The organism is Pseudomonas sp. 01L34 (assembly GCF_056400265.1).
On the sequence record NZ_JBFTSX010000006.1, the window covers coordinates 417,917 to 444,581 of the forward strand.

Annotated in this window: 21 protein-coding genes and 2 tRNA genes; 16 read left to right on the forward strand and 7 right to left on the reverse strand. The window is 60.7% G+C overall.

The features are described from left to right. Window positions 1–85: 85 nt before the first annotated feature. Both AC1DQM_RS20865 and rsgA read right to left on the reverse strand, forming a co-directional pair. Window positions 86–571, reverse strand: a complete 486-nt coding sequence (locus AC1DQM_RS20865; protein ID WP_086944084.1) for a toll/interleukin-1 receptor domain-containing protein — start codon at window positions 569–571, stop codon at window positions 86–88. A 300-nt stretch (window positions 572–871) separates the two neighbouring features. Then, window positions 872–1,903 (reverse strand): small ribosomal subunit biogenesis GTPase RsgA, encoded by a 1,032-nt coding sequence (gene rsgA / locus AC1DQM_RS20870; RefSeq protein WP_018928510.1) that lies wholly within the window; start codon window positions 1,901–1,903, stop codon window positions 872–874. 107 nt (window positions 1,904–2,010) lie between these two features. On the opposite strand from rsgA, the gene orn reads away from it, so the two are divergent. Next, a complete protein-coding gene (gene orn / locus AC1DQM_RS20875; RefSeq protein ID WP_018928509.1) occupies window positions 2,011–2,553 on the forward strand; it encodes an oligoribonuclease in 543 nt (180 codons plus the stop codon). A 242-nt stretch (window positions 2,554–2,795) separates the two neighbouring features. Beyond that, complete coding sequence (locus tag AC1DQM_RS20880) at window positions 2,796–3,407, forward strand: trimeric intracellular cation channel family protein (protein WP_018928508.1); 612 nt, start codon at window positions 2,796–2,798, stop codon at window positions 3,405–3,407. A gap of 93 nt (window positions 3,408–3,500) precedes the next feature. Here the strand turns inward: AC1DQM_RS20880 and queG are convergent, their stop codons facing one another. Next, on the reverse strand, window positions 3,501–4,565 hold the full coding sequence (queG, locus tag AC1DQM_RS20885) for a tRNA epoxyqueuosine(34) reductase QueG (protein ID WP_086944082.1): 1,065 nt from the start codon (window positions 4,563–4,565) through the stop codon (window positions 3,501–3,503). A 63-nt stretch (window positions 4,566–4,628) separates the two neighbouring features. On the opposite strand from queG, the gene AC1DQM_RS20890 reads away from it, so the two are divergent. The 12 genes from AC1DQM_RS20890 to AC1DQM_RS20945 all read left to right on the forward strand — a co-directional run bounded on the left by AC1DQM_RS20890 (window position 4,629) and on the right by AC1DQM_RS20945 (window position 19,628). Further along, window positions 4,629–6,128, forward strand: coding sequence for an NAD(P)H-hydrate dehydratase (locus AC1DQM_RS20890; RefSeq protein ID WP_477746782.1), 1,500 nt, complete (start codon window positions 4,629–4,631; stop codon window positions 6,126–6,128). After that, entirely contained in the window at window positions 6,116–6,586 is a 471-nt protein-coding gene (tsaE, locus tag AC1DQM_RS20895) for a tRNA (adenosine(37)-N6)-threonylcarbamoyltransferase complex ATPase subunit type 1 TsaE (RefSeq protein WP_018928505.1), read from the forward strand. The genes AC1DQM_RS20890 and tsaE overlap by 13 nt, the downstream gene beginning before the upstream one ends. After that, window positions 6,587–8,017 carry an N-acetylmuramoyl-L-alanine amidase gene (locus AC1DQM_RS20900; RefSeq protein ID WP_064616019.1) on the forward strand — a complete coding sequence of 477 codons (1,431 nt, stop codon included), beginning with the start codon at window positions 6,587–6,589 and terminating at the stop codon, window positions 8,015–8,017. After that, on the forward strand, window positions 8,014–9,924 hold the full coding sequence (mutL, locus tag AC1DQM_RS20905) for a DNA mismatch repair endonuclease MutL (protein WP_018928503.1): 1,911 nt from the start codon (window positions 8,014–8,016) through the stop codon (window positions 9,922–9,924). Before AC1DQM_RS20900 ends, mutL begins: the two co-directional genes overlap by 4 nt. Next, the gene (miaA, locus tag AC1DQM_RS20910; protein ID WP_086944079.1) at window positions 9,924–10,895 is read left to right on the forward strand and encodes a tRNA (adenosine(37)-N6)-dimethylallyltransferase MiaA; all 972 of its coding nucleotides are present in this window, start codon (window positions 9,924–9,926) and stop codon (window positions 10,893–10,895) included. The genes mutL and miaA overlap by 1 nt, the downstream gene beginning before the upstream one ends. A 94-nt stretch (window positions 10,896–10,989) precedes the next feature. Next, on the forward strand, window positions 10,990–11,250 hold the full coding sequence (hfq, locus tag AC1DQM_RS20915) for an RNA chaperone Hfq (RefSeq protein ID WP_007902656.1): 261 nt from the start codon (window positions 10,990–10,992) through the stop codon (window positions 11,248–11,250). A 12-nt stretch (window positions 11,251–11,262) separates the two neighbouring features. Continuing rightward, window positions 11,263–12,564: a ribosome rescue GTPase HflX gene (hflX, locus tag AC1DQM_RS20920; RefSeq protein WP_007939591.1), complete on the forward strand. Its 1,302-nt coding sequence runs from the start codon at window positions 11,263–11,265 to the stop codon at window positions 12,562–12,564. 96 nt (window positions 12,565–12,660) lie between these two features. Beyond that, the gene (hflK, locus tag AC1DQM_RS20925; protein WP_018928501.1) at window positions 12,661–13,833 is read left to right on the forward strand and encodes an FtsH protease activity modulator HflK; all 1,173 of its coding nucleotides are present in this window, start codon (window positions 12,661–12,663) and stop codon (window positions 13,831–13,833) included. Further along, entirely contained in the window at window positions 13,833–14,702 is an 870-nt protein-coding gene (hflC, locus tag AC1DQM_RS20930; protein ID WP_007939589.1) for a protease modulator HflC, read from the forward strand. The genes hflK and hflC overlap by 1 nt, the downstream gene beginning before the upstream one ends. Window positions 14,703–15,020: 318 nt before the next feature. Further along, window positions 15,021–16,208 carry an ATP phosphoribosyltransferase regulatory subunit gene (locus tag AC1DQM_RS20935; RefSeq protein WP_477746783.1) on the forward strand — a complete coding sequence of 396 codons (1,188 nt, stop codon included), beginning with the start codon at window positions 15,021–15,023 and terminating at the stop codon, window positions 16,206–16,208. Window positions 16,209–16,262: 54 nt separating this feature from the next. Beyond that, a complete protein-coding gene (locus AC1DQM_RS20940; RefSeq protein ID WP_018928499.1) occupies window positions 16,263–17,555 on the forward strand; it encodes an adenylosuccinate synthase in 1,293 nt (430 codons plus the stop codon). A gap of 138 nt (window positions 17,556–17,693) precedes the next feature. After that, complete coding sequence (locus tag AC1DQM_RS20945; RefSeq protein WP_477746784.1) at window positions 17,694–19,628, forward strand: methyl-accepting chemotaxis protein; 1,935 nt, start codon at window positions 17,694–17,696, stop codon at window positions 19,626–19,628. 48 nt (window positions 19,629–19,676) lie between these two features. On the opposite strand, the gene AC1DQM_RS20950 is transcribed toward AC1DQM_RS20945, so the two are convergent. The 4 genes from AC1DQM_RS20950 to AC1DQM_RS20965 all read right to left on the reverse strand — a co-directional run bounded on the left by AC1DQM_RS20950 (window position 19,677) and on the right by AC1DQM_RS20965 (window position 22,924). After that, window positions 19,677–21,242 (reverse strand): ABC transporter permease, encoded by a 1,566-nt coding sequence (locus AC1DQM_RS20950; protein WP_477746785.1) that lies wholly within the window; start codon window positions 21,240–21,242, stop codon window positions 19,677–19,679. Continuing rightward, the gene (locus AC1DQM_RS20955) at window positions 21,242–22,252 is read right to left on the reverse strand and encodes an extracellular solute-binding protein (protein ID WP_018928496.1); all 1,011 of its coding nucleotides are present in this window, start codon (window positions 22,250–22,252) and stop codon (window positions 21,242–21,244) included. Before AC1DQM_RS20955 ends, AC1DQM_RS20950 begins: the two co-directional genes overlap by 1 nt. 333 nt (window positions 22,253–22,585) lie before the next feature. Further along, window positions 22,586–22,672 (reverse strand) — tRNA-Leu (locus AC1DQM_RS20960). Window positions 22,673–22,837: 165 nt separating this feature from the next. Then, window positions 22,838–22,924, reverse strand: a tRNA-Leu gene (locus tag AC1DQM_RS20965). A 226-nt stretch (window positions 22,925–23,150) separates the two neighbouring features. On the opposite strand from AC1DQM_RS20965, the gene rnr reads away from it, so the two are divergent. Continuing rightward, window positions 23,151–25,781 carry a ribonuclease R gene (gene rnr, locus AC1DQM_RS20970; RefSeq protein ID WP_477746786.1) on the forward strand — a complete coding sequence of 877 codons (2,631 nt, stop codon included), beginning with the start codon at window positions 23,151–23,153 and terminating at the stop codon, window positions 25,779–25,781. Beyond that, complete coding sequence (rlmB, locus tag AC1DQM_RS20975) at window positions 25,778–26,545, forward strand: 23S rRNA (guanosine(2251)-2'-O)-methyltransferase RlmB (protein ID WP_018928494.1); 768 nt, start codon at window positions 25,778–25,780, stop codon at window positions 26,543–26,545. The genes rnr and rlmB overlap by 4 nt, the downstream gene beginning before the upstream one ends. The last annotated feature ends 120 nt before the right edge of the window (window positions 26,546–26,665 follow it).

Below are 26,665 nucleotides of genomic sequence, written 5' to 3' on the forward strand. Positions count from 1 at the left end.
CTGCGCCGCGAGTAACCGTTCGGCCGTTGATTGGTCAGCATTGAAATACAAGAAAGCCGCGATCATCGCGGCTTTTTTGCACCTCTCAGAAACCCCGTCGGATGCGACTCTTGAGCTGGTCGTGGAACAGTTCCGCATTGCGTCTGTAGCTGCCGCAAAGGGATTCGCTGATTGAATCCAGTGTCATTGAACGCTTGGTCGCCACTTCTTCACGGTAGGCCTCAATGAAAAAATCCAGGTCCTTGTCAGTGCTGAGCTTCGGCCATTTATCGAAGTACAGCGGCAGTTCCGCCGGTTCGGTCTGGAATGAGCAAATCCGCCGGTTGCTGATGGTCGCTTCGCCGATTTCGAACGGTACCCACCATGGCGGCACGGTCTTGCCCGAGACAACGGCTATCAGATGCGTGCTCGCGCTGATGTAGCGGGTGATGACCCCGGTGATGTCGTCAGTGGTCTGGGATTCCGGATCCAGCACGTCGAAGTAGGTCTTGATGTTGGCCTGTATCAGACGGCTGCTGATGGCGATCGCGTAGGGGCGATCCGCGTGACGATAGCTGATGAATACAGGCATCAGAAGTGTCCCTTGAGGGCGAGTTCGCGGTAATGGGCGCCTGAACGGTTCCACGAGTGAACGATGAACAAGTGATAGGTTGGCATGGCTGTCCCTCAGTATCGCTAATATGCGAAGAGGGCTTGAATGTATGCAGTTGAAGGGCTGGAACAAGGCCTTTACGGTTAAAGAGAAGTACCCTTCAAACAGGCGTGCGGATGCCCTACAGAAATATCTGATGTTTAAGTCGATGGGTGGTTTTTGTAGGCTGCTGCGAGCAGCCAGCCGTCCCATTGATGTCGGGGCGGCTGGCGCGTCTGTTTAATAGCTGTTTTCAGGCAAGCTGGCGATGATCGACCGGTAGCTGTTCATCCGTTGCTGCTGCACGCGGCCATCTTCCAGGGCCTTGAGCAGGGCGCAGCCCGGTTCGCGGTCGTGTTTGCAGTCGCGGAAGCGGCACGTGCCGAGCAGGTCGTTGAACTCGATGAAGCCGGCTTCGACGTCGGCACGGCTGACGTGACCCAGGCCGAACTCGCGGATACCCGGGGAGTCAATCAACTCACCGCCACCGGGGAAGTGGAACAACCGCGCGGTGGTGGTGGTGTGGGTGCCCTGGCCCGACAGCTCGGACAGCGGGCCGACGCGGGTTTCGACTTCCGGCAACAGGCTGTTGACCAAAGATGATTTGCCGACACCGGACTGGCCGACGAACACACTGATGTGCCCGTCCAACAGTTTTTGAAGTTGTTCCATGCCGTTGCCGTGGTGCGCCGACACTTCCAGCACCGGGTAGCCCAGCGTGCGGTAAACCGCCAGCAAGGCATTCAGCGCCGGGGCGTTCTGCTCGTCGATCAGGTCGAATTTGTTCAGCAGCAACAACGGGCGGATACCCGCATGTTCCGCGGCAACCAGGTAGCGGTCGATCAGGTTGGCATGAGGCTCTGGCAGCGGTGCGAAGACGATGACGATCATGTCGACGTTGGCCGCCACCGGCTTGAGCTGTCCACGACTGTCCGGGCGGCAGAGCTCGGTTTTGCGCGGCAGTTGCGCCACGATCACGCCGATGCCCTGGTTGCCGGCACGCCATACGACCTGATCGCCGGTCACCAGCGCCGGCAGGTTGGCGCGCAAGTGGCAGCGGAATACCTGGCCGGCCAGCTCGCCATCGAGGGCTTCGACTTCAACCTGTACACCGAAGTGCGCGATCACCAGGCCCGTCTGTTCCGGACCCAGGTCGCCACCCTCAAGTGCCTCGACAGCCGAGGACTCGCGTTTGGCGGCGCGGGCAGCGCGCTCGCCCTGAATCTTTTCGATGCGCCAGTTTTGACGACGATTGAGTTGGCGTTTGGCCATGGGTGTTCCGTATCGAGAATGCAGCGATTAGGTAAAACGGTCGCGAGTTTAGCACGCCCGGCCGCCTCCCTAGGCTAAACTGCGAACCTACGCCGAGGAGCCGACATATGCAGAACCCGCAGAACCTGATCTGGATCGACCTGGAAATGACCGGGCTGAACCCTGATACCGACGTCATCATCGAGATGGCCACCATCGTCACCGACAGTAATTTGAACACCTTGGCTGAAGGTCCGGTGATCGCCATTCATCACAGCGACGAGATCCTCGCCGGCATGGACGAGTGGAATACCCGTCAACACGGCGGCTCCGGGCTGACCCAACGGGTTCGCGACAGCCGCATCAGCATGGCCGAAGCGGAAGCCCAGACCATCGCCTTCCTGGAGAAATGGGTGCCGAAGGGCAAGTCGCCGATCTGTGGCAACAGCATCTGCCAGGACCGTCGCTTCCTTTATACCCACATGAAGTCGTTGGAAAGCTATTTCCACTACCGCAACCTCGACGTGTCGACCCTCAAGGAGTTGGCCGCGCGTTGGGCACCGGACGTGCGCGACAGCTTCAAAAAGGGCAGCACCCACCTGGCCCTGGACGACATCCGCGAATCGATCGCCGAGCTGCAGCACTACCGCAAGAATTTCATCAAGTTCTGATTGGGCATAGGGAGGTTTTTGTGGCGAGGGAGCTTGTCGGAACGCCGCACCGCCCCGTTCGGCTGCGTAGCAGTCGCAAACCGGTCGGCGCGGTACGCCTGGAAGAACAGGGTGTCTGGTTTTGGGGCCGCTACGCGACCCAACGGGGGCAAGCCCCCTCGCCACAGGTGTGAATGCTTCGCCCTCTTTTGGTGCTTCGGTGAAGTGAGTAGACTGCGCGCCTTCTCGTAAGGACCGCCACCATGTTGCTGATGCTCTACCTGATCGCCATTACTGCCGAAGCCATGACTGGCGCCCTGTCTGCGGGCCGTCGCGGCATGGACTGGTTTGGCGTGGTATTGATTGCATGCGTCACGGCGTTGGGCGGCGGGTCGGTGCGCGACGTGTTGCTTGGCCATTACCCGCTGACCTGGGTCAAACACCCGGAATACCTGGTGTTGACGTCGATCGCAGCGATGTTCACCGTCTTCGCTGCGCGCTGGATGCGCCATCTGCGCTCGCTGTTTCTGGTGCTCGACGCCGCGGGCCTGGTGGCGTTCACCCTGATCGGCTGCATGACCGCCCTGGAAATGGGCCACGGCATGCTGGTGGCCTCGGTCAGCGGCGTGATCACCGGGGTATTCGGTGGCATTCTGCGGGACATCTTCTGCAACGACATCCCGCTGATCTTCCGCCGCGAACTCTACGCCAGCGTCTCGTTTGCCGCGGCGTGGTGCTATTTATTCTGTGTCTATCTGCAATTGCCGGGTGAACAGGCGATCCTGATCACGCTATTCGGCGGCTTCCTGCTGCGCTTGCTGGCGATCCGTTTCCACTGGGAAATGCCCAAGTTCGTTTATAACGACGAAGCCTGATTTACACGCAGTCCCTGTAGCAGCTGCCGAAGGCTGCGTTCGAGGCCGAAGGGCTCGCTTCGCAGTCGCGCCGAACGCAGTCTTCGGCAGCTACTACATAAGTCCGTGTTGTTTTAGCGCCCATTCGACATGCTCGCGCACCAGTTCCGACGGATAGTCCCGCCGTGCCTTCAACGCTTCCAGCACCGGAATGCTCGACGGCGCATTGCCCAGGCCGACCGCCAGATTGCGCAACCAACGCTCGTAACCGGCCCGACGCAACGGTGAACCTTCGGTGCTGCTGAGGAATTTTTCTTCGTCCCACATGAACAGTTCGGCCAGTTCGGCGTTGTCCAAGTTGTGCCGGGGTTTGAAGTCGCTTTCCCCGGAAGGCCGGGCGAAGCGGTTCCATGGGCAGACAATCTGGCAGTCATCGCAACCGAACACCCGATTGCCGATCAGCGGTCGTAAATCTTCAGGAATCGCGCTTTTCAGTTCGATGGTCAGGTACGAAATGCAGCGACGGGCGTCCAGCACATAGGGGCCGACGAAGGCATTGGTCGGGCAAATGTCCAGGCAGGCCGTGCAGCGACCGCAGTGCTCGGTGGCGTGGGGTGGGTCCACCGGCAGCGGCAGGTCGACGAACAGTTCGCTGAGGAAGAAGTAACTGCCGGCCTTGCGATTCAAGACCAGCGTGTTTTTGCCGATCCAGCCCAGGCCAGCCTGTTCGGCGATGGCCTTTTCCAGCACCGGGGCGCTGTCGACGAAGGCGCGGTAGCCGAACGGGCCGATCACTGCCTGGATCTTTTCCGCCAGTTGTTGCACGCGTTTACGAATTAATTTGTGGTAATCGCGGCCCAAGGCATAACGCGAGACGTAGGCTTTTTCCGGTTGGGCCAGCCGTTGCGCCATGTGCGTGTCGCCCGGCAGGTAGTCCATGCGCAGGGAAACCACGCGCAGGGTGCCCGGCACCAGTTCTTCCGGGTGCGAGCGTTTGCTGCCATGGGCGCCCATGTAATCCATTTCGCCGTGATAGCCAGCGGCGAGCCAGCGCTCCAGGTGCTGCTCATGCTCGGCCAGGTCGAGGCCGCTGATGCCGACTTGCTGAAAGCCCAGCTCGCGGCCCCAGTCCTTGATGGATTGGGCGAGGGCGGGCAGGTCTGTGGTAATAGCGGGCATGAGGCGAGAGAAACCGGAGCTGAGATGCGTATAATTCTGCCAGACATCGGAGCCTGAAGACGCATGCCGCACACTAAAGATGAATTACCCGACGCGCTGTATAGCGCCGCGCAAGTCCGAGGGCTCGATGCGAGCGTGATCGCGGCCGGTACACCGGGCTTCGAATTGATGCAGCGTGCGGCACGGGCGACCTGGCGTGCGCTGGTCCGCCATTGGCCGACCGGGCACGAATTGAGTGTGGTGGCCGGCCATGGCAATAACGCGGGCGACGGTTATCTGGTGGCCGTGCTGGCCCGACGTGCCGGCTGGCATGTGCGGGTGCTGGCCGCCGGTGACCCCGGGCGTTTGCAGGGCGATGCCGCGTCGGCGCATGCCGAGGCGGTGGCCGAAGGCGTGGCCATTCAAGGCTGGACCCCGCACTCCGAGTTGCGCGGCATTGTGCTGGATGCCTTGTTCGGCACCGGCCTGACCGGTGAAGTGCGCGAGCCGTTCGCCAGCGTCATCGCCGCGATCAATGCCAGTGGGCTCCCGGTTGCGGCGGTGGATATCCCCTCGGGGCTGTGCGCCGATACGGGTCGCCAGCTCGGCATTGCGGTTCGAGCAGACCTGACGGTGACATTCATCGGTTTGAAGGTGGGGCTGTTCACCGGTGACGCGGCGGATGTGGTGGGCGATTTGGTATTCAACGATCTGCACGTCGCCCCCGAGACATTTATTGGGGCCGAGATCAGTGCGCGTCGCCTGACGGCCGGTAATGTGCCGCGTCTGACCGGCCGCGCTCCAACTGCCCACAAAGGCAAATTCGGTCACGTATTGCTCATTGGCGGTGATCGCGGTTTTGGCGGCGCCATCCTGCTTAGTGCACAAAGTGCCCTGCGCAGCGGTGCCGGCATGGTGTCCGTGGCCACCCGCAGTGAGCACGTTCCGGCCGCCCTGGCGCGTTTGCCGGAAGCCATGGTGCTCGGCGCGTCGTCAGCCAATCAATTGATGGGCCTGCTGGAGAAGGCCGCGGTGCTGGTCGTCGGCCCGGGGCTGGGGCAGGCCGCCTGGGGGCGCAGCCTGTTGTCGGCCGCGGCCAACGCGTCGCAGCCACAAGTATGGGATGCCGATGCATTGAACCTGTTGGCCGAAGGTGGCGTGAGCTTGCCCGCAGGTAGTGTCATCACGCCGCATCCGGGCGAAGCGGCACGATTGCTGGGGATATCGACAACGGCCGTACAGGCTGACCGCCCGGCCGCGGCCCATGCGTTGAGCAAAAAATATACAGCGGTGGTAGTACTCAAGGGCGCTGGCAGTCTGATTGCCAGCCCCGATGGGCGTCTGGCGCTGTGTCATCAGGGCCATCCGGCCATGGCGTCGGCCGGGTTGGGTGATGTGCTGGCCGGTCTGGTGGGCGCCTTGCTCGCTCAGGGCCTGGACGCGTATGACGCGGCCTGCCTGGCGGTCTGGCTGCACGCCAATGCCGGTGCGCAACAAGGTAAATTAGGCCGCGGGCTGGCGGCCAGTGATCTGATTCCAGCCATTCGTCAGTTGTTGGAGGAGCAAGCACCGTGTCTGAAGTAACCCTGTACCTGGCTGATGAGCAGGCCATGAGCGATTTTGGCGCACGTATCGCCAAAACCACCGGAGGGCACGGTCTGATCTTTCTTGAAGGGGATCTGGGCGCGGGGAAAACCACACTGTCCCGGGGCATCATCCGTGGCCTGGGGCATACCGGCGCGGTAAAAAGTCCGACCTTTACCCTGGTCGAGCCTTACGAGATCGGCGCCGTCCGCGCCTTCCATTTCGACTTATATCGATTGGTCGACCCCGAGGAGCTGGAGTACCTCGGCATCCGCGACTATTTCGATGACGACGCATTATGTCTTATTGAATGGCCCCAGAAGGGTGCAGGCTTTTTGCCAAAGCCCGACCTGACCATTACCATTAGCCCGCAAGACAGCGGGCGTTCGCTGAGAATTTTGCCCCAAGGCTCGCGTGGCGAGTCGTGGTGTGCCGTTTTGGCATTGGAATCCAAATAAATGATGGGGTTAGGTATGCGCTTTCGCGCGTTGGTTGCTGCCGTAGGGGTGTTGTTTTTGGCGGTGACCGTCGACGCTGTGGCCGAGACGAAGGTCAACAGTGTTCGCCTTTGGCGGGCGCCGGATAACACTCGACTGGTGTTCGACCTGACGGGGCCTGTCCAGCACAGCGTCTTTACCCTGACCGCACCGGATCGGCTGGTAATCGACATCAATGGCGCGACGCTCGGCTCGCCGCTGAACGTCTCCACGGCCAACACGCCGATCACGGCAATGCGTTCGGCTCAGCGTACGCCGACCGATTTGCGGGTAGTCATCGACCTGAAAAAAGCCGTCACGCCGAAAAGCTTCACCTTGGCGCCGAACGCCCAGTACGGCAATCGCCTGGTAGTCGACCTGTTCGACAACGCGGCCGATGCCTCGCCACCGCCTGCGCCAACACCGTCTGTGGCCACGGTACCCGCCGTACCCGTCACGCCGTCCGAGCCTTCGATCAAGCTGCCACCCGCACCGGCTGGCAAGCGCGACATTATCGTGGTGATCGATGCCGGTCACGGCGGCGAAGACCCGGGCGCCTCGGGCTCTCGCGGTCAGCGTGAGAAAGACGTGGTGCTGGCCATCGCCCGTGAACTGCAGCGTCAGGTCAATGGCATGAAAGGTTTCCGCGCCGAACTGACCCGTACCGGCGACTACTTCATTCCATTGCGTGGCCGTACCGAAATCGCCCGCAAGAAGGGCGCCGACCTGTTCGTTTCGATCCACGCCGACGCCGCGCCGTCAGCCGCAGCGTTCGGTGCGTCGGTGTTTGCCCTGTCTGACCGCGGCGCTACGTCGGAGACCGCCCGTTGGCTGGCCGACAGCGAAAACCGTTCCGACTTGATCGGCGGTGCCGGCAACGTCAGCCTCGACGACAAGGACCGGATGCTCGCCGGCGTGCTGCTCGACCTGTCGATGACCGCTTCCCTGACTTCCAGCCTGAACGTTGGCCAGAAAGTCTTGAGCAACATCGGTCGCGTCACGCCGCTGCACAAACAACGTGTCGAGCAAGCCGGGTTCATGGTGCTGAAGTCGCCGGACATCCCGTCGATCCTGGTGGAAACCGGGTTCATCTCCAACGCCAACGAAGCCTCGAAACTCGCGGCATCGAGCCACCAGCAGGCGCTGGCGCGCTCCATCAGCAGCGGCGTGCGGCAATTCTTCCAGCAGAACCCGCCGCCGGGCACTTACATTGCCTGGCTGCGCGATTCCGGCAAGATCGCCCAAGGCCCGCGTGACCATCGCGTGAGCCCCGGCGAAACCCTGGCGATGATCGCTGTGCGTTATCAGGTGTCTGCGGCCACCTTGCGCAGTGCCAACAACTTGCAAAGTGACGAGCTGAAGATTGGTCAGACGTTGACCATTCCAGGCACTGAACTGGCGGCCAAAGAATGAACCAGGTGCTGACCAACACGGCGCGTATCGAGCTACTCAGTCCACGGCTGGCGAACCAGATTGCCGCTGGTGAAGTGGTTGAGCGCCCGGCCTCGGTGATCAAGGAGTTGCTGGAAAACAGCCTCGACTCCGGCGCCAAACGCATCGATGTCGATGTGGAGCAGGGCGGTGTCAAGCTGCTGCGGGTGCGCGACGATGGCAGCGGCATTTCCGCCGATGACCTGCCTTTGGCCCTGGCCCGTCACGCCACCAGCAAGATCCGCAACCTGGAAGACCTCGAACAGGTCATGAGCCTGGGGTTTCGTGGTGAGGCGCTGGCCTCCATCAGTTCCGTGGCGCGTCTGACCCTGACTTCCCGCACTCGCGACGCCGATCAAGCCTGGCAGGTGGAAACCGAAGGCCGGGACATGGCGGCTCGCGTGCAACCAGCGGCTCATCCGGTGGGCACTTCGGTGGAAGTGCGCGATTTGTTCTTCAATACCCCGGCGCGCCGCAAGTTTCTCAAGACCGAAAAAACCGAATTCGATCACCTGCAAGAAGTGATCAAGCGTCTGGCGCTGGCGCGGTTCGATGTGGCGTTCCATCTGCGCCATAACGGCAAAACCATCCTCAGCCTGCACGAAGCCCATGATGACGCGGCCCGCGCCCGGCGTGTGGCGGCGATCTGCGGGGCGGGCTTTCTGGAGCAGGCGCTGCCGATCGAAATCGAACGCAATGGCCTGCATTTGTGGGGTTGGGTCGGGTTGCCGACCTTCAACCGCAGCCAGGCGGATTTGCAGTATTTCTTTGTGAATGGCCGTGCCGTGCGCGACAAACTGGTGGCCCACGCAGTGCGCCAGGCTTATCGTGACGTATTGTTCAACGGTCGGCACCCGACATTCGTGCTGTTTTTCGAAGTCGATCCGGCGGGCGTCGACGTCAACGTGCACCCGACCAAGCACGAAGTACGCTTCCGTGACGGGCGCATGGTTCACGACTTCCTTTACGGCACTTTGCATCGCGCCTTGGGTGATGTGCGGCCGGAAGACCAGTTGGCCGCGCCTGTCGCGACAGCCATGGTCCGGCCAACCGGTATCGAAGCCGGCGAGTTCGGCCCGCAGGGCGAGATGCGTCTGGCGGCCAATGCGCTGCTGGAGCAGCCTCAGGCCCAGCCGTCCTTCAATACTTCGGCGGGCTCTGGCGCCGGTGCCGGTTATCAGTATCAATACACGCCACGACCTCAGTCCGGCGTGCCCGTCGCCGAAGCCCAGGCGGCCTATCGCGAGTTTTTCGCGCCGTTGCCCGAGGCCAATGCGGTCGCGCTGCCGGCCGGGCAAGATGACATTCCGCCGCTGGGCTATGCACTGGCGCAGCTCAAGGGCATCTACATTCTTTCGGAAAACGCCCAAGGCCTGGTGCTGGTAGACATGCATGCCGCCCATGAGCGGATCATGTACGAACGGCTGAAAGTCGCCATGGCCAGCGAGGGGTTGAGCGGTCAGCCATTGCTGGTGCCGGAATCCCTGGCGGTCAGCCAGCGCGAAGCCGACTGCGCCGAAGAAAACGTCGCCTGGTTCCAGCGTCTGGGTTTTGAATTGCAGCGCCTTGGCCCGGAAACCCTGGCCATCCGGCAAATCCCTGCGTTGCTGAAGCAGGCCGAGGCCAACCGACTGGTTAGCGATGTGCTGGCGGATTTGATGGAATACGGCACCAGCGACCGGATTCAGGCGCACTTGAACGAACTGCTCGGCACCATGGCCTGCCACGGCGCGATTCGCGCGAATCGGCGCCTGGCCTTGCCGGAAATGAACGGCCTGCTGCGGGACATGGAAAACACCGAGCGCAGCGGTCAATGCAACCATGGCCGACCGACCTGGACCCAACTGGGCCTGGACGATCTGGACAAACTGTTCTTGCGCGGTCGTTGATGAGCCAGTTCCCTCCCGCGATTTTCCTGATGGGGCCGACGGCCGCCGGCAAGACCGACCTGGCCATCGAACTCACCAAGGTCCTGCCCTGCGAGCTGATCAGTGTCGATTCGGCGCTGGTTTATCGCGGCATGGACATCGGCACCGCCAAACCCTCCAAAGAGATCCTGGCCGAATTCCCGCATCGTCTGATCGACATTCTCGACCCGGCCGAGAGTTATTCCGCCGCGGATTTCCGTCGCGATGCGTTGCAAGCCATGGGCGAGATCACCGCGCGGGGCAATATTCCGCTGCTGGTGGGCGGCACAATGCTCTATTACAAGGCTTTGCTCGAGGGGCTGGCCGACATGCCGGCGGCCGATGCGGACGTTCGTGCGCAAATCGAAGAAGAGGCTGCACGCCTTGGCTGGCAAGCCCTGCACGATCAATTGGCGGTGATTGATCCGCAATCCGCGGCGCGAATTCACCCGAACGATCCGCAGCGCCTTAGTCGTGCACTGGAAGTTTATCGCGTCAGCGGCCAGAGCATGACTGAGCTACGCTTGCGACAATCTGCGCAAAGTACTGAAGCAGCCGCTTCGGGACTGCAACAATTGCCCTATACTGTCGCGAACTTGGCCATCGCTCCGGCAAATCGCCAGGTACTGCACGAGCGCATTAAACAAAGATTCACAAATATGTTGGAACAGGGATTCGTCGATGAGGTCGTAGCCCTGCGAGATAGAGGTGACTTGCATTCCGGGTTGCCGTCTATACGTGCAGTAGGTTATCGACAAGTCTGGGATTACCTGGATGGCAAGCTGACGCAAGCCGAGATGCAGGAGCGTGGAATCATTGCCACGCGCCAATTGGCGAAGCGCCAGTTCACCTGGCTGCGCAGTTGGGCTGATTTACACTGGTTGGACAGCCTCGATTGCGACAATCTGCCGCGCGCCTTGAAATACCTCGGGACCATCTCCATATTGAGCTGAGTCCTTGCAATTGCCGTCTATCCTTGGGGGTGTGACGGCCCCAAGCCATCTGTTTACCTATTTTTTATATTGAATCCTTAAAGGAGTGCGGCACATGTCAAAAGGGCATTCGCTACAAGACCCTTACTTGAATACTTTACGTAAAGAGAAAGTGGGGGTTTCCATCTACCTGGTCAACGGGATCAAACTGCAAGGCACGATCGAGTCTTTCGACCAGTTCGTTATCCTGCTGAAAAACACCGTCAGCCAGATGGTTTACAAACACGCTATCTCTACAGTGGTGCCAGTTCGTCCAATTCGTCTGCCTAGCGCAACCGAATCCGAAGCAGGCGACGCTGAGCCAGGTAACGCCTGATAGGAGTCTCCTTTGTTCTTTGAGCGCCACGGTGGTGGTGAGCGGGCAATTCTCGTTCACTTGGATGGTCAGGACCCTGAGGCGCGCGAAGATCCGCAGGAGTTTCAGGAGTTGGCAATTTCGGCTGGTGCCGAGACCGTCGCGTTTTTTAACGTGCCGCGTCATCGGCCAACCGCCAAAACCCTGATCAGCAGCGGCAAGGTCGAAGAGTTACGCGACCTGGTCAAAGCCGAACAGGTCGATCTGGTGATTTTCAATCACATCCTCACGCCCAGTCAGGAACGTAACCTCGAACGTATTTTCGAGTGTCGCGTGATCGATCGCACGGGTCTGATTCTCGATATCTTCGCCCAACGCGCCCGCACCCATGAAGGCAAGCTCCAGGTCGAACTGGCCCAGCTTGAGTACATGAGTACGCGTCTGGTTCGCGGCTGGACTCACCTTGAGCGGCAGAAGGGCGGTATCGGCCTGCGCGGGCCGGGTGAAACCCAACTGGAAACCGACCGGCGCCTGTTGCGGATTCGTCTGCGTCAGATCAAGGGACGCCTGGAAAAGGTCCGCAGCCAGCGCGAGCAGTCTCGTCGCGGGCGCAAGCGTGCTGACATTCCGACGGTTTCACTGGTGGGTTATACCAACGCCGGCAAATCGACGCTGTTCAACTCGGTCACCGATTCCGACGTCTTTGCCGCCAACCAGCTATTCGCGACCCTCGACCCGACCTTGCGCCGACTAGAGCTCGAGGACCTCGGGCCGATCGTGCTGGCCGACACCGTGGGCTTCATTCGTCACCTGCCGCACAAACTGGTCGAGGCATTTCGAGCTACGCTCGAAGAGTCGAGCAACTCCGACCTGCTGCTGCACGTGATCGATGCGCACGAGCCTGATCGTATGGCCCAGATCGAACAGGTCATGGTGGTGCTCGGGGAGATCGGGGCACAAGACTTGCCGATCCTTGAGGTATACAACAAACTCGATTTGCTCGAGGGGGTTGAGCCGCAGATCCAGCGCGATGCCGATGGCAAGCCGCAGCGGGTCTGGTTGTCGGCCAAGGACGGTACCGGCCTGGACTTGCTCAAGCAGGCAGTGGCGGAACTGTTGGGCAGCGATTTGTTTGTTGGCACCTTGCGCTTGCCGCAACGTTTTGCTCGACTGCGTGCGCAGTTTTTCGAACTCGGTGCGGTGCAAAAAGAAGAACACGACGAAGAAGGCATCAGCCTGCTGGCCGTTCGCTTGCCACGGATCGAATTGAATCGACTCGTGAGCCGCGAAGGTCTGCAACCGATGGAATTCATCGAGCAACACACTTTGCAATAAAAGCCTGAGAAAGCGGTTGTGCCGCGGTGACAGGCATTCTGTAGCATTGGTCGGCGCGCCGTGGGTGCGTCTTTGCTTTATCAGATGGAGAGCGCTATGGCTTGGAATGAGCCGGGTGGCAACTCGAATAATCAGGATCCTTGGGGTGGCAAGCGCCGCAATAACGGCGACCGCAAGGGACCACCGGATCTCGACGAGGCCTTCCGAAAGCTGCAGGAAAGCCTGAACGGGTTGTTCGGTGGTGGCAAGAAACGCGGTGACGAGGGCGGTGGTCCGGGCAAGAGTGGCGGCTTTGGCGGTCTGCTCGGCATCGGTCTGACCGTGCTGGCGGCCGTGTGGCTGTACAGCGCTGTCTACGTGGTCGACGAGCAGGAGCAGGCCGTGGTGCTGCGCTTCGGCAAATATTATGAAACCGTCGGCCCGGGCCTGAACATCTATTTCCCGCCGATCGATCGCAAGTACCTGGAAAACGTCACGCGTGAGCGTGCCTATACCAAGCAGGGTCAAATGCTGACTGAAGACGAAAACATCGTCGAAGTGCCGCTGACCGTGCAGTACAAGATCAGCAACCTGCAGGACTTCGTGCTGAACGTCGATCAGCCGGAAACCAGCCTGCAGCATGCGACCGACAGTGCCTTGCGCCACGTGGTGGGTTCTACCGCCATGGACCAGGTGCTGACCGAAGGTCGTGAATTGATGGCCAGCGAAATCAAGGAGCGTCTGCAACGTTTCCTCGATACCTATCGCACCGGTATCACCGTCACTCAGGTCAACGTACAGAGCGCTGCTGCACCGCGTGAAGTCCAGGAAGCCTTCGATGACGTGATCCGCGCCCGTGAAGACGAACAGCGTTCGCGTAACCAGGCTGAAACCTACGCCAACGGCGTCGTGCCGGAAGCCCGTGGTCAGGCCCAGCGCATCCTCGAGGATGCCAACGGTTACCGCGACGAGACCGTCTCCCGCGCCAAGGGTGAGGCTGACCGCTTCACCAAACTGGTGGCCGAGTACCGCAAGGCGCCTGAAGTTACCCGTCAGCGTCTGTACCTGGACACCATGCAGGAAATCTTCAGCAACACCAGCAAGGTTCTCGTGACCGGCAACAAGAATGGCCAGAGCAATCTGCTGTATCTGCCGCTGGACAAGATGGTCGAGGATGGCCGCCGCACCAGCACTCCGGTGACCGGCGCAGCAGCCAGCAGCAATGAAGTGAATGTGCGTGCGGCGGCTGATCTGCAGCAACAGCAGGCACGTACCAGGGAGAGTCGCTGATGAGCAATAAATCGCTGATCGCCCTTATTGTCGGCGTCGTCGTGGCGATCGTTGCCTGGAACTGCTTCTACATCGTGGCTCAGACCGAGCGTGCGGTGTTGCTGCAATTCGGTCGCGTGGTCCAGGCCGATGTTCAGCCAGGCCTGCATGTGAAAGTGCCTTACGTTAACAAGGTGCGCATATTCGATGCGCGCCTGATGACGCTGGATGCACCGACACAGCGCTTCCTGACGCTGGAAAAGAAAGCCGTGATGGTCGATGCCTACGCCAAGTGGCGCGTGAAAGATGCCGAGCGCTTCTACACCGCGACTTCCGGCCTCAAGCAGATTGCCGACGAGCGTCTGTCCCGTCGTCTGGAGTCGGGCCTGCGTGACCAGTTCGGTAAACGCACCCTGCACGAAGTGGTATCCGGTGAACGTGATGCGCTGATGGCAGACATCACCGCTTCGCTGAACAAGATGGCGGAAAAAGAGCTGGGCATTGAAGTTGTCGATGTCCGGGTCAAGGCCATCGACCTGCCGAAGGAAGTGAACCGCAGCGTGTTCGAGCGTATGAGCACCGAGCGTGAGCGTGAAGCTCGCGAGCACCGCGCCAAGGGTAACGAGCTGGCCGAAGGCATCCGTGCCGACGCCGACCGTCAACGCCGCGTGCTGCTGGCTGAAGCCTATCGTGAATCCGAAGAGGTTCGCGGTGATGGTGATGCCCAGGCTGCTGCGATCTACTCCAAGGCATACGGCCAGGATCAGGAGTTCTACGCGTTCTACCGTAGCCTGCGTGCCTACCGTGAAAGCTTCGCGAACAAATCCGACGTCATGGTCCTGGACCCGAGCAGTGACTTCTTCCGTTACCTGGAAAAAGCCAAGCCTTGATACGACGTTGACCTGAATCATCCCCCCGCCTGGCGGCTAAAGCCTCGGGCGGGGTGATCCTTTGGGAAAACGTGTGTATGATGCGGCAGCCGGGAAATTCCCGGCTTTTTTGCGTCTGCACGTTTGATTGCTGTTTTTATGCAGGCGCCCGAGTTGAATGACTCGACAGGTTTTTCGAGGAAAGTGGTTGGCGAAGCCGGTTCCAGGCTTTTCGCCACGTTGTTCATGCGCGGGGTTTATGCACATGAGCCGATCATTTTCTGCTTCACTCAAGGCTCGCCCAAAGGCTTGCTGCCCGGATCATAGGGGAATGGCGTAATGGCAACGGTAGACCGCTGGCTGCTGCCAGATGGCATCGAAGAAGTACTGCCACCGGAGGCTGCGCGCATCGAAGTTGCGCGTCGCCAGGTGTTGGATCTGTTCCAGAGCTGGGGTTACGAGTTTGTCGTGACTCCCCATATCGAGTACCTGGAATCCCTGCTGACCGGCGCAGGCCAGGACCTCGATCTGCGCACCTTCAAGGTCATCGACCCGCAGTCGGGCCGGCAGATGGGTTTCCGTGCCGACATCACGCCGCAAGTGGCGCGCATCGATGCGCACACCCTGCGTCGCGAAGGCCCGAGCCGTCTGTGCTATGCCGGTAGCGTGCTGCATGCTCAGCCACGTGCGTTGTCGTCCTCGCGCAGCCCGATTCAACTGGGCGCCGAGTTGTACGGCGATGCCAGCCCGAGCAGCGACGTGGAAGTCATCAGCCTGATGCTGGCCATGCTGCAACTGGCCGATGTGCCGGATGTGCACATGGACCTCGGGCATGTCGGCATCTACCGCGGCCTGGCCCGCGCCGCCGGTTTGTCCGGCGAAGTCGAGCAACAGTTGTTCGATGCATTGCAACGTAAAGCCATCGACGAGGTCATTACCTTGACCGAAGGCCTGCCTGCCGATCTGTCGGGCATGCTGCGAGCGCTGGTCGACCTGTGTGGCGGTCGTGAAGTGTTGAGCGCTGCCCGCGAGCGTCTGGCCAATGCGCCGGCGCCTGTTCTGGCGGCCCTGGACGATTTGCTGGCGATTGCCGAGCGTCTGTCCACGCGTTTCCCGGAGTTACCGCTGTACTTCGACCTGGGCGAATTGCGCGGCTACCACTACCACACCGGTGTGGTGTTCGCCGTGTTCGTGCCGGGTGTTGGCCAGTCCATCGCTCAGGGCGGTCGTTACGACGATATCGGTGCCGACTTCGGTCGCGCCCGTCCGGCGACAGGCTTCTCCACCGATTTGAAAACCCTGGTGACCCTGGGGCGTGCTGAGATCGAGCTACCGTCTGGCGGTATCTGGATGCCTGACAGTACGGATGCAGCACTCTGGCAGCAGGTTTGCCAGTTGCGCAGTGAGGGTCAGCGTGTCGTTCAGGCATTGCCTGGGCAACCTTTGGCCGCCGCCCCTGAAGCGGACTGCGACCGGCAATTGATTCAGCAGAACGGGCTTTGGCAAGTATCGCCACTGGCTTCTTGAGTTTTCCTGCCGGCCGCCGCCGGCACCAAGTTTGCGCGAATGAGGACAAGTGTTATGGGTAAGAATGTCGTAGTCCTGGGCACCCAATGGGGTGATGAGGGCAAAGGCAAGATCGTTGATCTGCTGACCGAACATGCTGCCGCCGTAGTGCGCTACCAAGGTGGCCACAACGCTGGTCACACTCTGGTGATCGACGGCGAAAAAACCGTCTTGCACCTGATCCCGTCTGGCGTGCTGCGCGAAGGCGTGCAGTGCCTGATCGGTAACGGCGTGGTGGTTGCACCCGACGCCCTGCTGCGGGAAATCAACAAGCTGGAAGAGAAAGGCGTACCGGTGCGCGAGCGCCTGCGTATCAGCCCGTCCTGCCCGCTGATCCTGTCCTACCACGTAGCACTGGACCAGGCCCGTGAAAAGGCCCGTGGCGAGCTGAAGATCGGCACCACCGGTCGCGGCATCGGCCCGGCTTACGAAGACAAGGTTGCCCGTCGCGGTCTGCGCATCGGTGATCTGTTCCATCGTGAGCGTTTCGCCGCCAAGCTGGGCGAGTTGCTGGATTACCACAACTTCGTACTGGTCAATTACTACAAAGAGCCAGCGATCGACTTCCAGAAGACACTCGACGAGTGCATGGAATACGCCGAGCTGCTCAAGCCGATGATGCTCGACGTCACCGCAGAGCTGCACAACCTGCGTCGTGCCGGCAAGGACATCATGTTCGAAGGCGCCCAGGGCTCCCTGCTGGACATCGACCACGGCACCTACCCGTACGTCACCAGCTCCAACACCACCGCTGGCGGCATCGCCACTGGTTCGGGTGTTGGTCCGATGTTCCTGGATTACATCCTCGGCATCACCAAGGCTTACACCACGCGCGTCGGTTCCGGTCCGTTCCCGACTGAGCTGTTCGACGACGTTGGTGCGTTCCTGGCCAAGCGTGGCCACGAGTTCGGCGCCACCACCGGCCGTGCCCGTCGTTGCGGCTGGTTCGATGCCGTGATTCTGCGTCGCGCTATCGATGTGAACAGCATCTCGGGCCTGTGCCTGACCAAGCTGGACGTGCTGGACGGCCTGGAAACCATCAACATCTGCGTAGGCTACAAGAACGAAGACGGTGCAGTGATCGACGCACCGACCGACGCCGACAGCTACATCGGCCTGGAGCCGGTGTACGAGCAGATGCCGGGCTGGAGCGAGTCGACCCTGGGTGCCAAGACCCTGGAAGAGCTGCCTCAGGCCGCGCGTAACTACATCAAGCGCATCGAAGAGTTGGTCGGCGCGCCGATCGACATTATTTCGACGGGCCCGGACCGCAACGAAACCATCGTTCTGCGTCACCCGTTCGCTTAATAAGTCGTTGATGTAAAACACAAAGGCCCCTTAATCGGGGCCTTTGTCGTTTATGCCTGTTGGACGGCATGACCTTTGCTGTGAATATCGCCTTCAGAATGCCATCAATTTAATGGCGTTAGAGTAGAGGGATTTCCTGTGTCGGCCGTTCTCTCACTGTTACAAAGCCGTTTGTTGCGGCCCGTGTTCGTTACCCTTGGTATCGCCCTTTTGGTGCAGGTGCTGGTGGCTGTCGCTCTGACCCGGAGCACGGTGACTGCGCTGGAAACCGATCTGGGCGTGCGCCTGGGCGCCGATAGCCAAAAGCTCTCCGGTGAGCTGGAGCAGGCGGGGCGTGAAGTCACGTCGAGCCTGGATAACCTGTCCAGCAGTACCCGTCAGCGCCTGACCGCTGGGCTGTCTTCACGTTTGAAAGACGAGCAGGCTCAACTGCGTACGACGCTGGAGAAGGATTTGAAGGAGTCGGCCAACGACATGGCGCAACTTCTGGCCTCGGTCGCACCCCGCGCCATGTGGGATAGCGATATTCCTACCCTGTCCGAATTCGCTCGCCGCGCCCAGCGCAATCCCAACGTGTTGTTCGTGGTCTATGACGACGCCACGGGCCAGCACCTGACGCGCTATCTCAACCGGGAGAACCCGATCAACAAGGGGCTGCTGGAGAAAGGCCAGGGCGAGCGGGCGCTGGACAAGGTGCTGGATGCAGCGAAGAGCGATCCGTCGGTCTACTACCTTGAAGCCTCGATCAGTCCCAATGGGGTGGAAATCGGCAAGGTCTTGATGGGGGTCTCAACTGCCTCCGTGGAAACCGATCTTGCGGCGCTGGACAAGCGCTTCTCGGCGCTGATCGCCAGCAGCGATCAATTGGTGGGTGACAGCCTCAAAGGTGCGGCGGCCGACAGCGCAACGGCGATGCGCGGACGTCTGCAATCGGCGCAGTCCACTGCTTCTGAAATGAAAGCCAACACCACGGGCGCCGTGCAGGAAGCCGCGGGGGCTTTGCGCTGGCGCATCGGCATGGGCCTGGCGGTGGTGGGTTTCGGTGTGCTGCTGTTACTGGCGGTGGTGCTGGGGCGTCGAGTGGTCAAACGCCTGAAAATGCTTATTGTCGCGATGGATGACCTGGCAGCGGGTGAGGGCGATCTGACCAAGCGCGTGCAGATAAACAGCCAGGACGAGATCGGCGACATGGCCTCGGCGGTCAATCGCTTTGTGGATAAATTACAGCCGATCGTGCGCGAGGCGGGCGATGTGGCCCAGCGTACCGGCGTGGAAATCGGCGCCATGACCCTGCGCAATGCCGGTGCTGATGCAGCGGCTGGCATGCAGCGCGATGAAGTGGCCGAAAGCCTGCGCGCGTTGTCGCAAATGGCTGACGAGGCTCAGTCTGAAAGCCACGCCATGCAGGCCGCTTTGCAGCAGGTGGTGGACATTCGTCAGGCCACGGATGAGAACACCCGGACTTCGGCGAAAGTCGGCAGTCTCATCGAGGCATTGGCCGGACAAGTCGACACCGGTGCGAAAGTCATCGAGCGTCTGGCACAGCAGAGTGAGCAGATTGAAGTGGTGCTGACGGTGATTCACGGGATCGCCGAACAAACCAACTTGCTGGCGCTGAACGCGGCCATTGAAGCGGCGCGTGCCGGCGAGACCGGTCGCGGGTTTGCCGTGGTGGCGGACGAGGTGCGGGCGCTGGCGAGCAAGACCCAGAGCTCCACCGGCGATATTCAGGCGCACATTGTTGCGCTGCAGCAGGGTGCGCGTGAGGCGGTTGCGGCAATCGGGCAGGCTGGGCGTCAGGCCAGCGAAGGCCTGCTGGTGTTGCGCGATAGCGCGCGGTTGCAACAGTCGGTGCAGGCGTCGGTCGAGCAGGTGCATGCGGCGATCGGCCTGGCGACCCAGGCCGCGGCGCATCAGGCGCAAGGTGCGCAGGCCGTGCGTGGGCGGGTTGAGACCATCCATGCTCAAGCTGAGAAAGCAGCTCAGGCGGTCGTGGAGACCACGGCCAGCGGCAAGGTGCTGGATGGGTTGGCGGCGCAGTTGAAGGCGAGCCTGGGGCAGTTCAGGGCTTGATCTTCAGGCAGGACAATCGCCATCGCGAGCTGGCTCGCGATGGCGCTCTCAACGGCTCAAATACATTCGTGTCGTCAGCAGGTACACCGGTAATCCCGACACTAATATCAACAACGCCGCATAAGGCGCCGCCGCCGCGAACTCCACATTCGCGGTATGCGCCCAGACTTCCGTCGCCAGCGTATTGAGCCCGGTCGGGCTCAGCAGCAGCGTCGCCGTCAGTTCCTTCATCGCATCCAGAAACACCAGCGCAAACGCTGCGCCCAGGGCAGGAAAGATGATGGGCAGGGTCACCCGACAAAACGCGCTGAAAGACGACGCCCCCAGCGTGCGTGCGGCCTCTTCCAGTTGCGGTGCGGCCTTGTTCAGTGCGGTGCGAATCGGTGCTTGCGCCAGTGGCAGAAACAACAGCGCATAGGCTATCAGCAACAGCGCCGAGGTCTGGTACAGCACTGGCACATAATGCAGGGCGAAATACACCAGGGTCAGCGCAATCACCAATCCCGGCAGTGCATGCAGCAGATACGGCAAGCGCTCGGCCCAGATTGCCAGTCGGCCTTTATGGCGCACCACCAGCAACCCCACCGGCACCGCCAGCACCAGGCACAGCGCAGCGCCACCGAGCGACAGTGCCAGCGACGAGAGCAATGCCTCGCTGATCGCGGCCACCGGGAACGCTGCCGACGAACCCACCATCAGCCAGTACGCCAGCATTCCCAGTGGAATGCCGCTGCCGATGATCGCCAGCAGCAGGCAGTAAAGTTGTCCCACAGCCGCCCATCGCCCCAGACGAACCTGCTCCGCATGCCGCGCAGCGCCCTGACCGGTGCGTACGTGACGGCCTTTGCCGCGCACGCGTAACTCAAGCCATAGCAGCACCAGGCACAGCGCCAGCAACACCGCAGAAAGCATCGCTGCATTGGCGTTGCTGAATTCCAGTTCGAACTGCTGATAGATCGCCGTGGTAAAGGTTTGCAGGCCGATGATCGACAGCGCGCCGAACTCCACCAGCATGTGCAGCGCAATCAACAGTGAACCGGCCAGCAGTGATGGCCAGAGCAGGGGCAGGGTGATTTTGAAGAATACACCCCAACGATTCTGCCCCAGGGTGCGGGCAGACTCTTCAAGAGAGGGGTCGAGATTGCGCAGCGTTGCCGCGACCGGCAGAAAGATCAGCGGGTACTTGGACAGCGTCATCACCAGAATCGCCCCGCCCAGCCCTTCGAAGTGAGCACTCAGGGAAACCCAGGTGAAGCTGCTGACAAATGCCGGCACCGCGAACGGCAGGCACAGGATCACGCCCCATAACCGCCGTCCCGGCAGATTGCTGCGCTCCAGCAGCCAGGCGAGTGACAAGCCAATCACACCGCAGGCCAATGTGACGCCCAGCATCAGCGCCAGGGTATTGCGCAGCAGGCCAAACACGTAGGGCCGCCACAGCAGATGCAGTGCCTCGGCCCAGCCGGCTTGCCAGGTTTTGAGGCCGACATAGGCCAGCGGCAACAGGCTGAGTACCACCAGCAGCAGAACCGGTAGCAGTAGCCAGATCGACGGCCGCTTGCGCCTTGGCATGTAACCCCCATGCGAAGCGGGGGCGGATAACGAGGCGCTCATCAGTTCAAGCCAACGTCACGTTCCAGGTCCAGGGCTTCTTCGGCGTTGCCGAGATCGGCTGGCGTGACGTTCGGCGCTTGCAGTTCGCTGAACGGCTTGAGACCGCGATCCGATTCCATGCCCTTGTGCAGTGGGTATTCAGCGGTGGTCTGGGTGATCACGCGCTGACCTTCTTCGCTGGCCATGTAGGCGAGCAATTGCTGGGCTTCTTTTGGATGTTTGCTGGATTTCAGTACGCCAGCGCTGGAAACGGTGATCAGTCCGCCGACGTCGCCACCGGTGAAGTAATGCAGTTTCGAATCGAGTTGGCCTTTTTCACGCTGCAAGGCGAACCAGTAATAGTTGTTCACCAGCACGGTGGCGACTTCGCCATTTTCCACGGCTTTCAGTGCAACCATGTTGTTGCTGTAGGTTTTGCCGAACGCACGCAGGCCGGTCAGCCATTCTTCGGCGGCGTCCATCCCGTGGACCTTGATAATCGCCACGGCCTGTTCCTGGAAGGCGCCGCTGCTAGGCACGAAGCCGACCTTGCCTTGCCATTTTGGATCGGAGAATTCCATCACGGACTTGGGCAGGTCTTTTTCGTCGATCAGTTTAGGGTTGAAGGCGACGACCCGGACCCGCGCGGTGATGCCGATCCAGGTGCCGTTGCCGGCAACGTAGTCCTTGGGCAGAACTTCAAGTGTGGCGGCATCGGCTTTCGCCAGCAGGCCTTGTTCGCCGAGCTTGTTCAGCGGTGGCGATTCTTCGGTGTAGATCACATCGGCGGGGGAGCGATCGCCTTCTTCGACGATCTGGCTGGCGAGTTGGTTGCTGCTGCCCTTGCGCACATTGACGTGAATCCCGGTCTTGGCTTCGAAGGCTTTGGCGACGGCGTCGCCGACTTCCTTGTGTTGACCGTTATAGAGTGTCAGGGAAACCGGATCGGCGGCTTGGGTGAGGGGCGTGGCGAGTGTCAGGCCGAGGAGGGTGATGGTCAGGCCGCGGCGCAGGGTATTTCGAAGCATCATTCGCAGGGTTCCTCACTGTCGCATTGCAAAAACTTGAAACAATGATAAACGATATTGCTTCTCAAGTGCGCCTTGCGGGTCTGAGGAGTGTTTGCTAATGGGCTGGCGCTGGACTCTGTGGCGAGGGGGCTTGCCCCCGTTCGGCTGCGAAGCAGTCGTAAATCCTGAAGTTACGGTATGACTAACGAGTGATGAGGGCCGCTTCGCGACCCAGCGGGGGCAAGCCCCCTCGCCACGGGGAAGTAATGGCTTGGGGTTTTCAAAGGCCAGAAACGCAAAAACCCGCTTTCGCGGGTTTTTGTGAAATTCAAGATCGTGACCTTGAATTTGAATTGGTGCCCAGAAGAAGACTCGAACTTCCACGACCTTGCGGTCACCAGCACCTGAAGCTGGCGTGTCTACCAATTTCACCATCTGGGCATGATCTTCAGCGTTGCCGCTGTTGATGTGGCGCACTATACGGAGAGCATTTTGATCTGTAAACCCCTGATTTAATTTTAATAATTCAGAAGCCTGAAATGCAAAAACCCGCTTTCGCGGGTTTTTGTGTGAGCCTTGAAATTGATCTAATCTCAAGCTCGAAATTGGTGCCCAGAAGAAGACTCGAACTTCCACGACCTTGCGGTCACCAGCACCTGAAGCTGGCGTGTCTACCAATTTCACCATCTGGGCAGTATCGGCAGCGCTAGTGCGTCGTCGATGGCGCGCACTATACGGAGCGTCTTTTTAACTGTAAACCCCCGTCATCAAAAAAACCTGGAAAATTTTACCGGCGGCATTCAAATCAGCTTCGCGGTGTCGATAAAGGGCTTTAGATGGGCTGTCATAGCCTGAAATTTCCCGTTTCATTACGCCTATGCCAAACTAACCCGCATATAGACAAGGTGAAAACTCTCTAATGGCCGATTGGCAGTCCCTCGATCCCGAGGCCGCTCGTGAAGCGGAAAAATATGAAAACCCTATTCCTAGCCGCGAACTGATCCTTCAGCACCTTGCTGATCGAGGTTCGCCTGCTAACCGCGAGCAGCTGGTCGAAGAGTTTGGTCTGACCACAGAAGACCAGATCGAAGCCCTGCGCCGCCGCCTGCGCGCCATGGAGCGCGACGCTCAACTCATCTACACCCGTCGCGGCACTTATGCGCCGGTGGACAAGCTCGACCTGATCCTGGGCCGCATCAGCGGTCACCGTGACGGTTTCGGCTTCCTGGTCCCGGACGACGGCAGTGACGACCTGTTCATGAGCCCGGCGCAAATGCGCCTGGTGTTCGATGGCGACCGTGCCCTGGCACGTGTTTCCGGCCTCGACCGTCGCGGTCGCCGCGAAGGCATGATTGTCGAAGTGGTGTCCCGTGCCCACGAGAGCATCGTCGGTCGTTACTTCGAGGAGGGCGGTATCGGTTTCGTCGTCGCAGACAACCCGAAGATCCAGCAAGAAGTGCTGGTGACGCCAGGTCGCAACGCCAACGCGCAGATCGGCCAGTTCGTTGAGGTGAAGATTACCCACTGGCCGACGCCACGCTTCCAGCCGCAAGGCGACGTGGTCGAGGTGGTGGGCAACTACATGGCGCCGGGCATGGAAATCGATGTCGCCCTGCGCACCTACGATATTCCGCACGTCTGGCCTGAAGCGGTCTTGAAAGAAGCCGCCAAGCTCAAGCCTGAAGTCGAAGAGAAAGACAAAGAGAAGCGCATCGACCTGCGTCATCTGCCGTTCGTGACCATCGACGGCGAAGATGCGCGCGACTTCGATGACGCGGTCTACTGCGAAGCCAAACCGGGCAAGCTGCGCCTGTTCTCCGGTGGCTGGAAGTTGTACGTGGCGATTGCCGACGTTTCCAGCTACGTGAAAATCGGTTCGGCGCTGGATAACGAATCCCAGGTTCGCGGCAACTCGGTGTACTTCCCCGAGCGCGTGGTACCGATGCTGCCTGAGCAGTTGTCCAACGGCCTGTGCTCGCTGAACCCGCACGTCGATCGCCTGGCCATGGTTTGCGAGATGACCATCTCCAAATCCGGCGAAATGACCGACTACTGCTTCTACGAAGCGGTGATTCACTCCCATGCCCGCCTGACCTACAACAAGGTCAGCGCCATGCTGGAAACGCCGAAAGCCACCGAAGCGCGTCAGCTTCGTGGTGAATACACCGACGTCCTGCCGCACCTCAAGCAGCTGTATGCGCTGTACAAGGTTCTGCTGGCGGCTCGTCACGTGCGCGGCGCGATCGATTTCGAAACCCAGGAAACCCGGATCATCTTCGGTTCCGAGCGCAAGATTGCCGAAATCCGTCCGACCGTTCGCAACGATGCTCACAAGCTGATTGAGGAATGCATGCTGGCGGCCAACGTGGCCACCGCCGAATTCCTGAAAAAGCACGAAATCCCTGCGTTGTATCGCGTCCACGACGGCCCGCCGCCGGAGCGTCTGGAAAAACTGCGCGCCTTCCTCGGCGAGCTCGGCCTGTCCCTGCACAAAGGCAAGGACGGTCCGTCGCCGAAGGATTACCAGGCTTTGCTCGCGGGCATCAAGGATCGTCCGGATTTCCACCTGATCCAGACCGTCATGCTGCGTTCGTTGAGCCAAGCGGTGTACAGCGCCGATAACCAGGGCCACTTCGGCCTGAATTACGAAGCCTATACCCACTTCACTTCGCCTATTCGCCGCTACCCGGACTTGCTCACGCACCGGGCGATTCGCAGCGTCATCCATTCGAAAATGGACACCCCGCACGTTCGCCGTGCCGGTGCGATGACCATTCCGAAGGCGCGGATCTATCCGTACGACGAAGCGACCCTGGAGCAGCTCGGCGAACAGTGCTCGATGAGCGAGCGCCGTGCCGACGAAGCCACCCGCGACGTAGTGAACTGGCTCAAGTGCGAGTTCATGAAAGACCGTGTGGGCGAATCGTTCCCGGGGGTGATCACCGCCGTGACCGGTTTCGGCCTGTTCGTCGAACTGACCGATATTTACGTCGAAGGCCTGGTGCACGTCACCGCGCTGCCGGGTGACTACTACCACTTCGATCCTGTGCACCATCGCCTCGCCGGTGAGCGTACCGGTCGTAGCTTCCGCTTGGGCGACACCGTTGAAGTGCGCGTCATGCGCGTCGACCTCGACGAGCGCAAGATCGACTTCGAGATGGCCGAAAAAACCATCAGCGCACCGATCGGTCGCAAAAAGCGCGGCACTGAAACCGCAGCGCCTGCTATCAAAACAGCTGCCGAGCCAGTACTGGCCAAGGCCGGGCGTCGTCCTGCCAAGGAAAAGGCCGTCGAAGCCTATCGTCCGAGCGATGCGGCGGCAAAAAATGCCGAGTTGCGCAAAAGTCGTGAAATGAAACAGGCATTGCTGTCTGAAGCGAAAAGCGGCGGTAAAGCGGCGTCTGGGGGAAAGACCGGGCGGTCGGCGCCTGAGAAGGCCTCCGGCGGCAAGCCAGCCAAACCGAGCAAACACCGTAAAGGCCCGCCAAAAGCGGGTTCCGCTCCAGCCGCCAGAAGCGGCGGGGCGCGTAAACCTAAGGCCAAGTCATGAGTCAGTTGGAAAAGATCTACGGCGTGCACGCAGTAGAAGCGTTGCTGCGTCACCACCCAAAACGCGTCAAGCAGATCTGGCTGGCTGAAGGCCGCAGCGATCCGCGCGTTCAGACGCTGATCGAACTCGCTGCCGAAAATCGCGTGGCCGTCGGTCAGGCAGAGCGTCGCGAGCTGGACGCCTGGGTTGAAGGCGTGCACCAGGGCGTGGTGGCGGACGTCAGCCCGAGCCAGGTCTGGGGCGAGGCCATGCTCGACGAGCTGCTCGATCGCACCGAAGGCGCGCCTTTGCTGCTGGTGCTCGACGGCGTGACCGATCCGCACAACCTCGGCGCTTGCCTGCGTTCGGCCGATGCGGCCGGCGCGCTGGCGGTGATCGTGCCGAAGGACAAATCAGCCACGCTGACCCCGACGGTTCGAAAAGTTGCTTGTGGCGCGGCGGAAGTGATTCCGTTGGTCGCCGTGACCAACCTGGCGCGCACCCTGGAAAAACTCAAGCAGCGCGGCTTGTGGGTCGTCGGTACGGCGGGCGAGGCTGAACAGGATCTGTATCAGCAGGACCTGACGGGCCCGACCATCCTGATCATGGGTGCCGAAGGTAGCGGCATGCGCCGCCTGACTCGCGACCTTTGCGACTATTTGGTGCGCCTGCCGATGGCTGGCAGCGTCAGCAGCCTCAACGTGTCCGTCGCCACCGGCGTCTGCCTGTTCGAAGCGCTGCGCCAGCGTGGCGTCAAAGCCGCCGGGACCGCCAAAAAGTCCTGAGACTCCTCTGCAGGAGTCGCCGCAGGCGGCTCCTGCAAGTGTTCGGCTTTCCAGTCGAAGTGATTGTTCAAATAATCACCAATTGCCTTGCACCTCCCTCGACCCTTCTCTACAATTGCG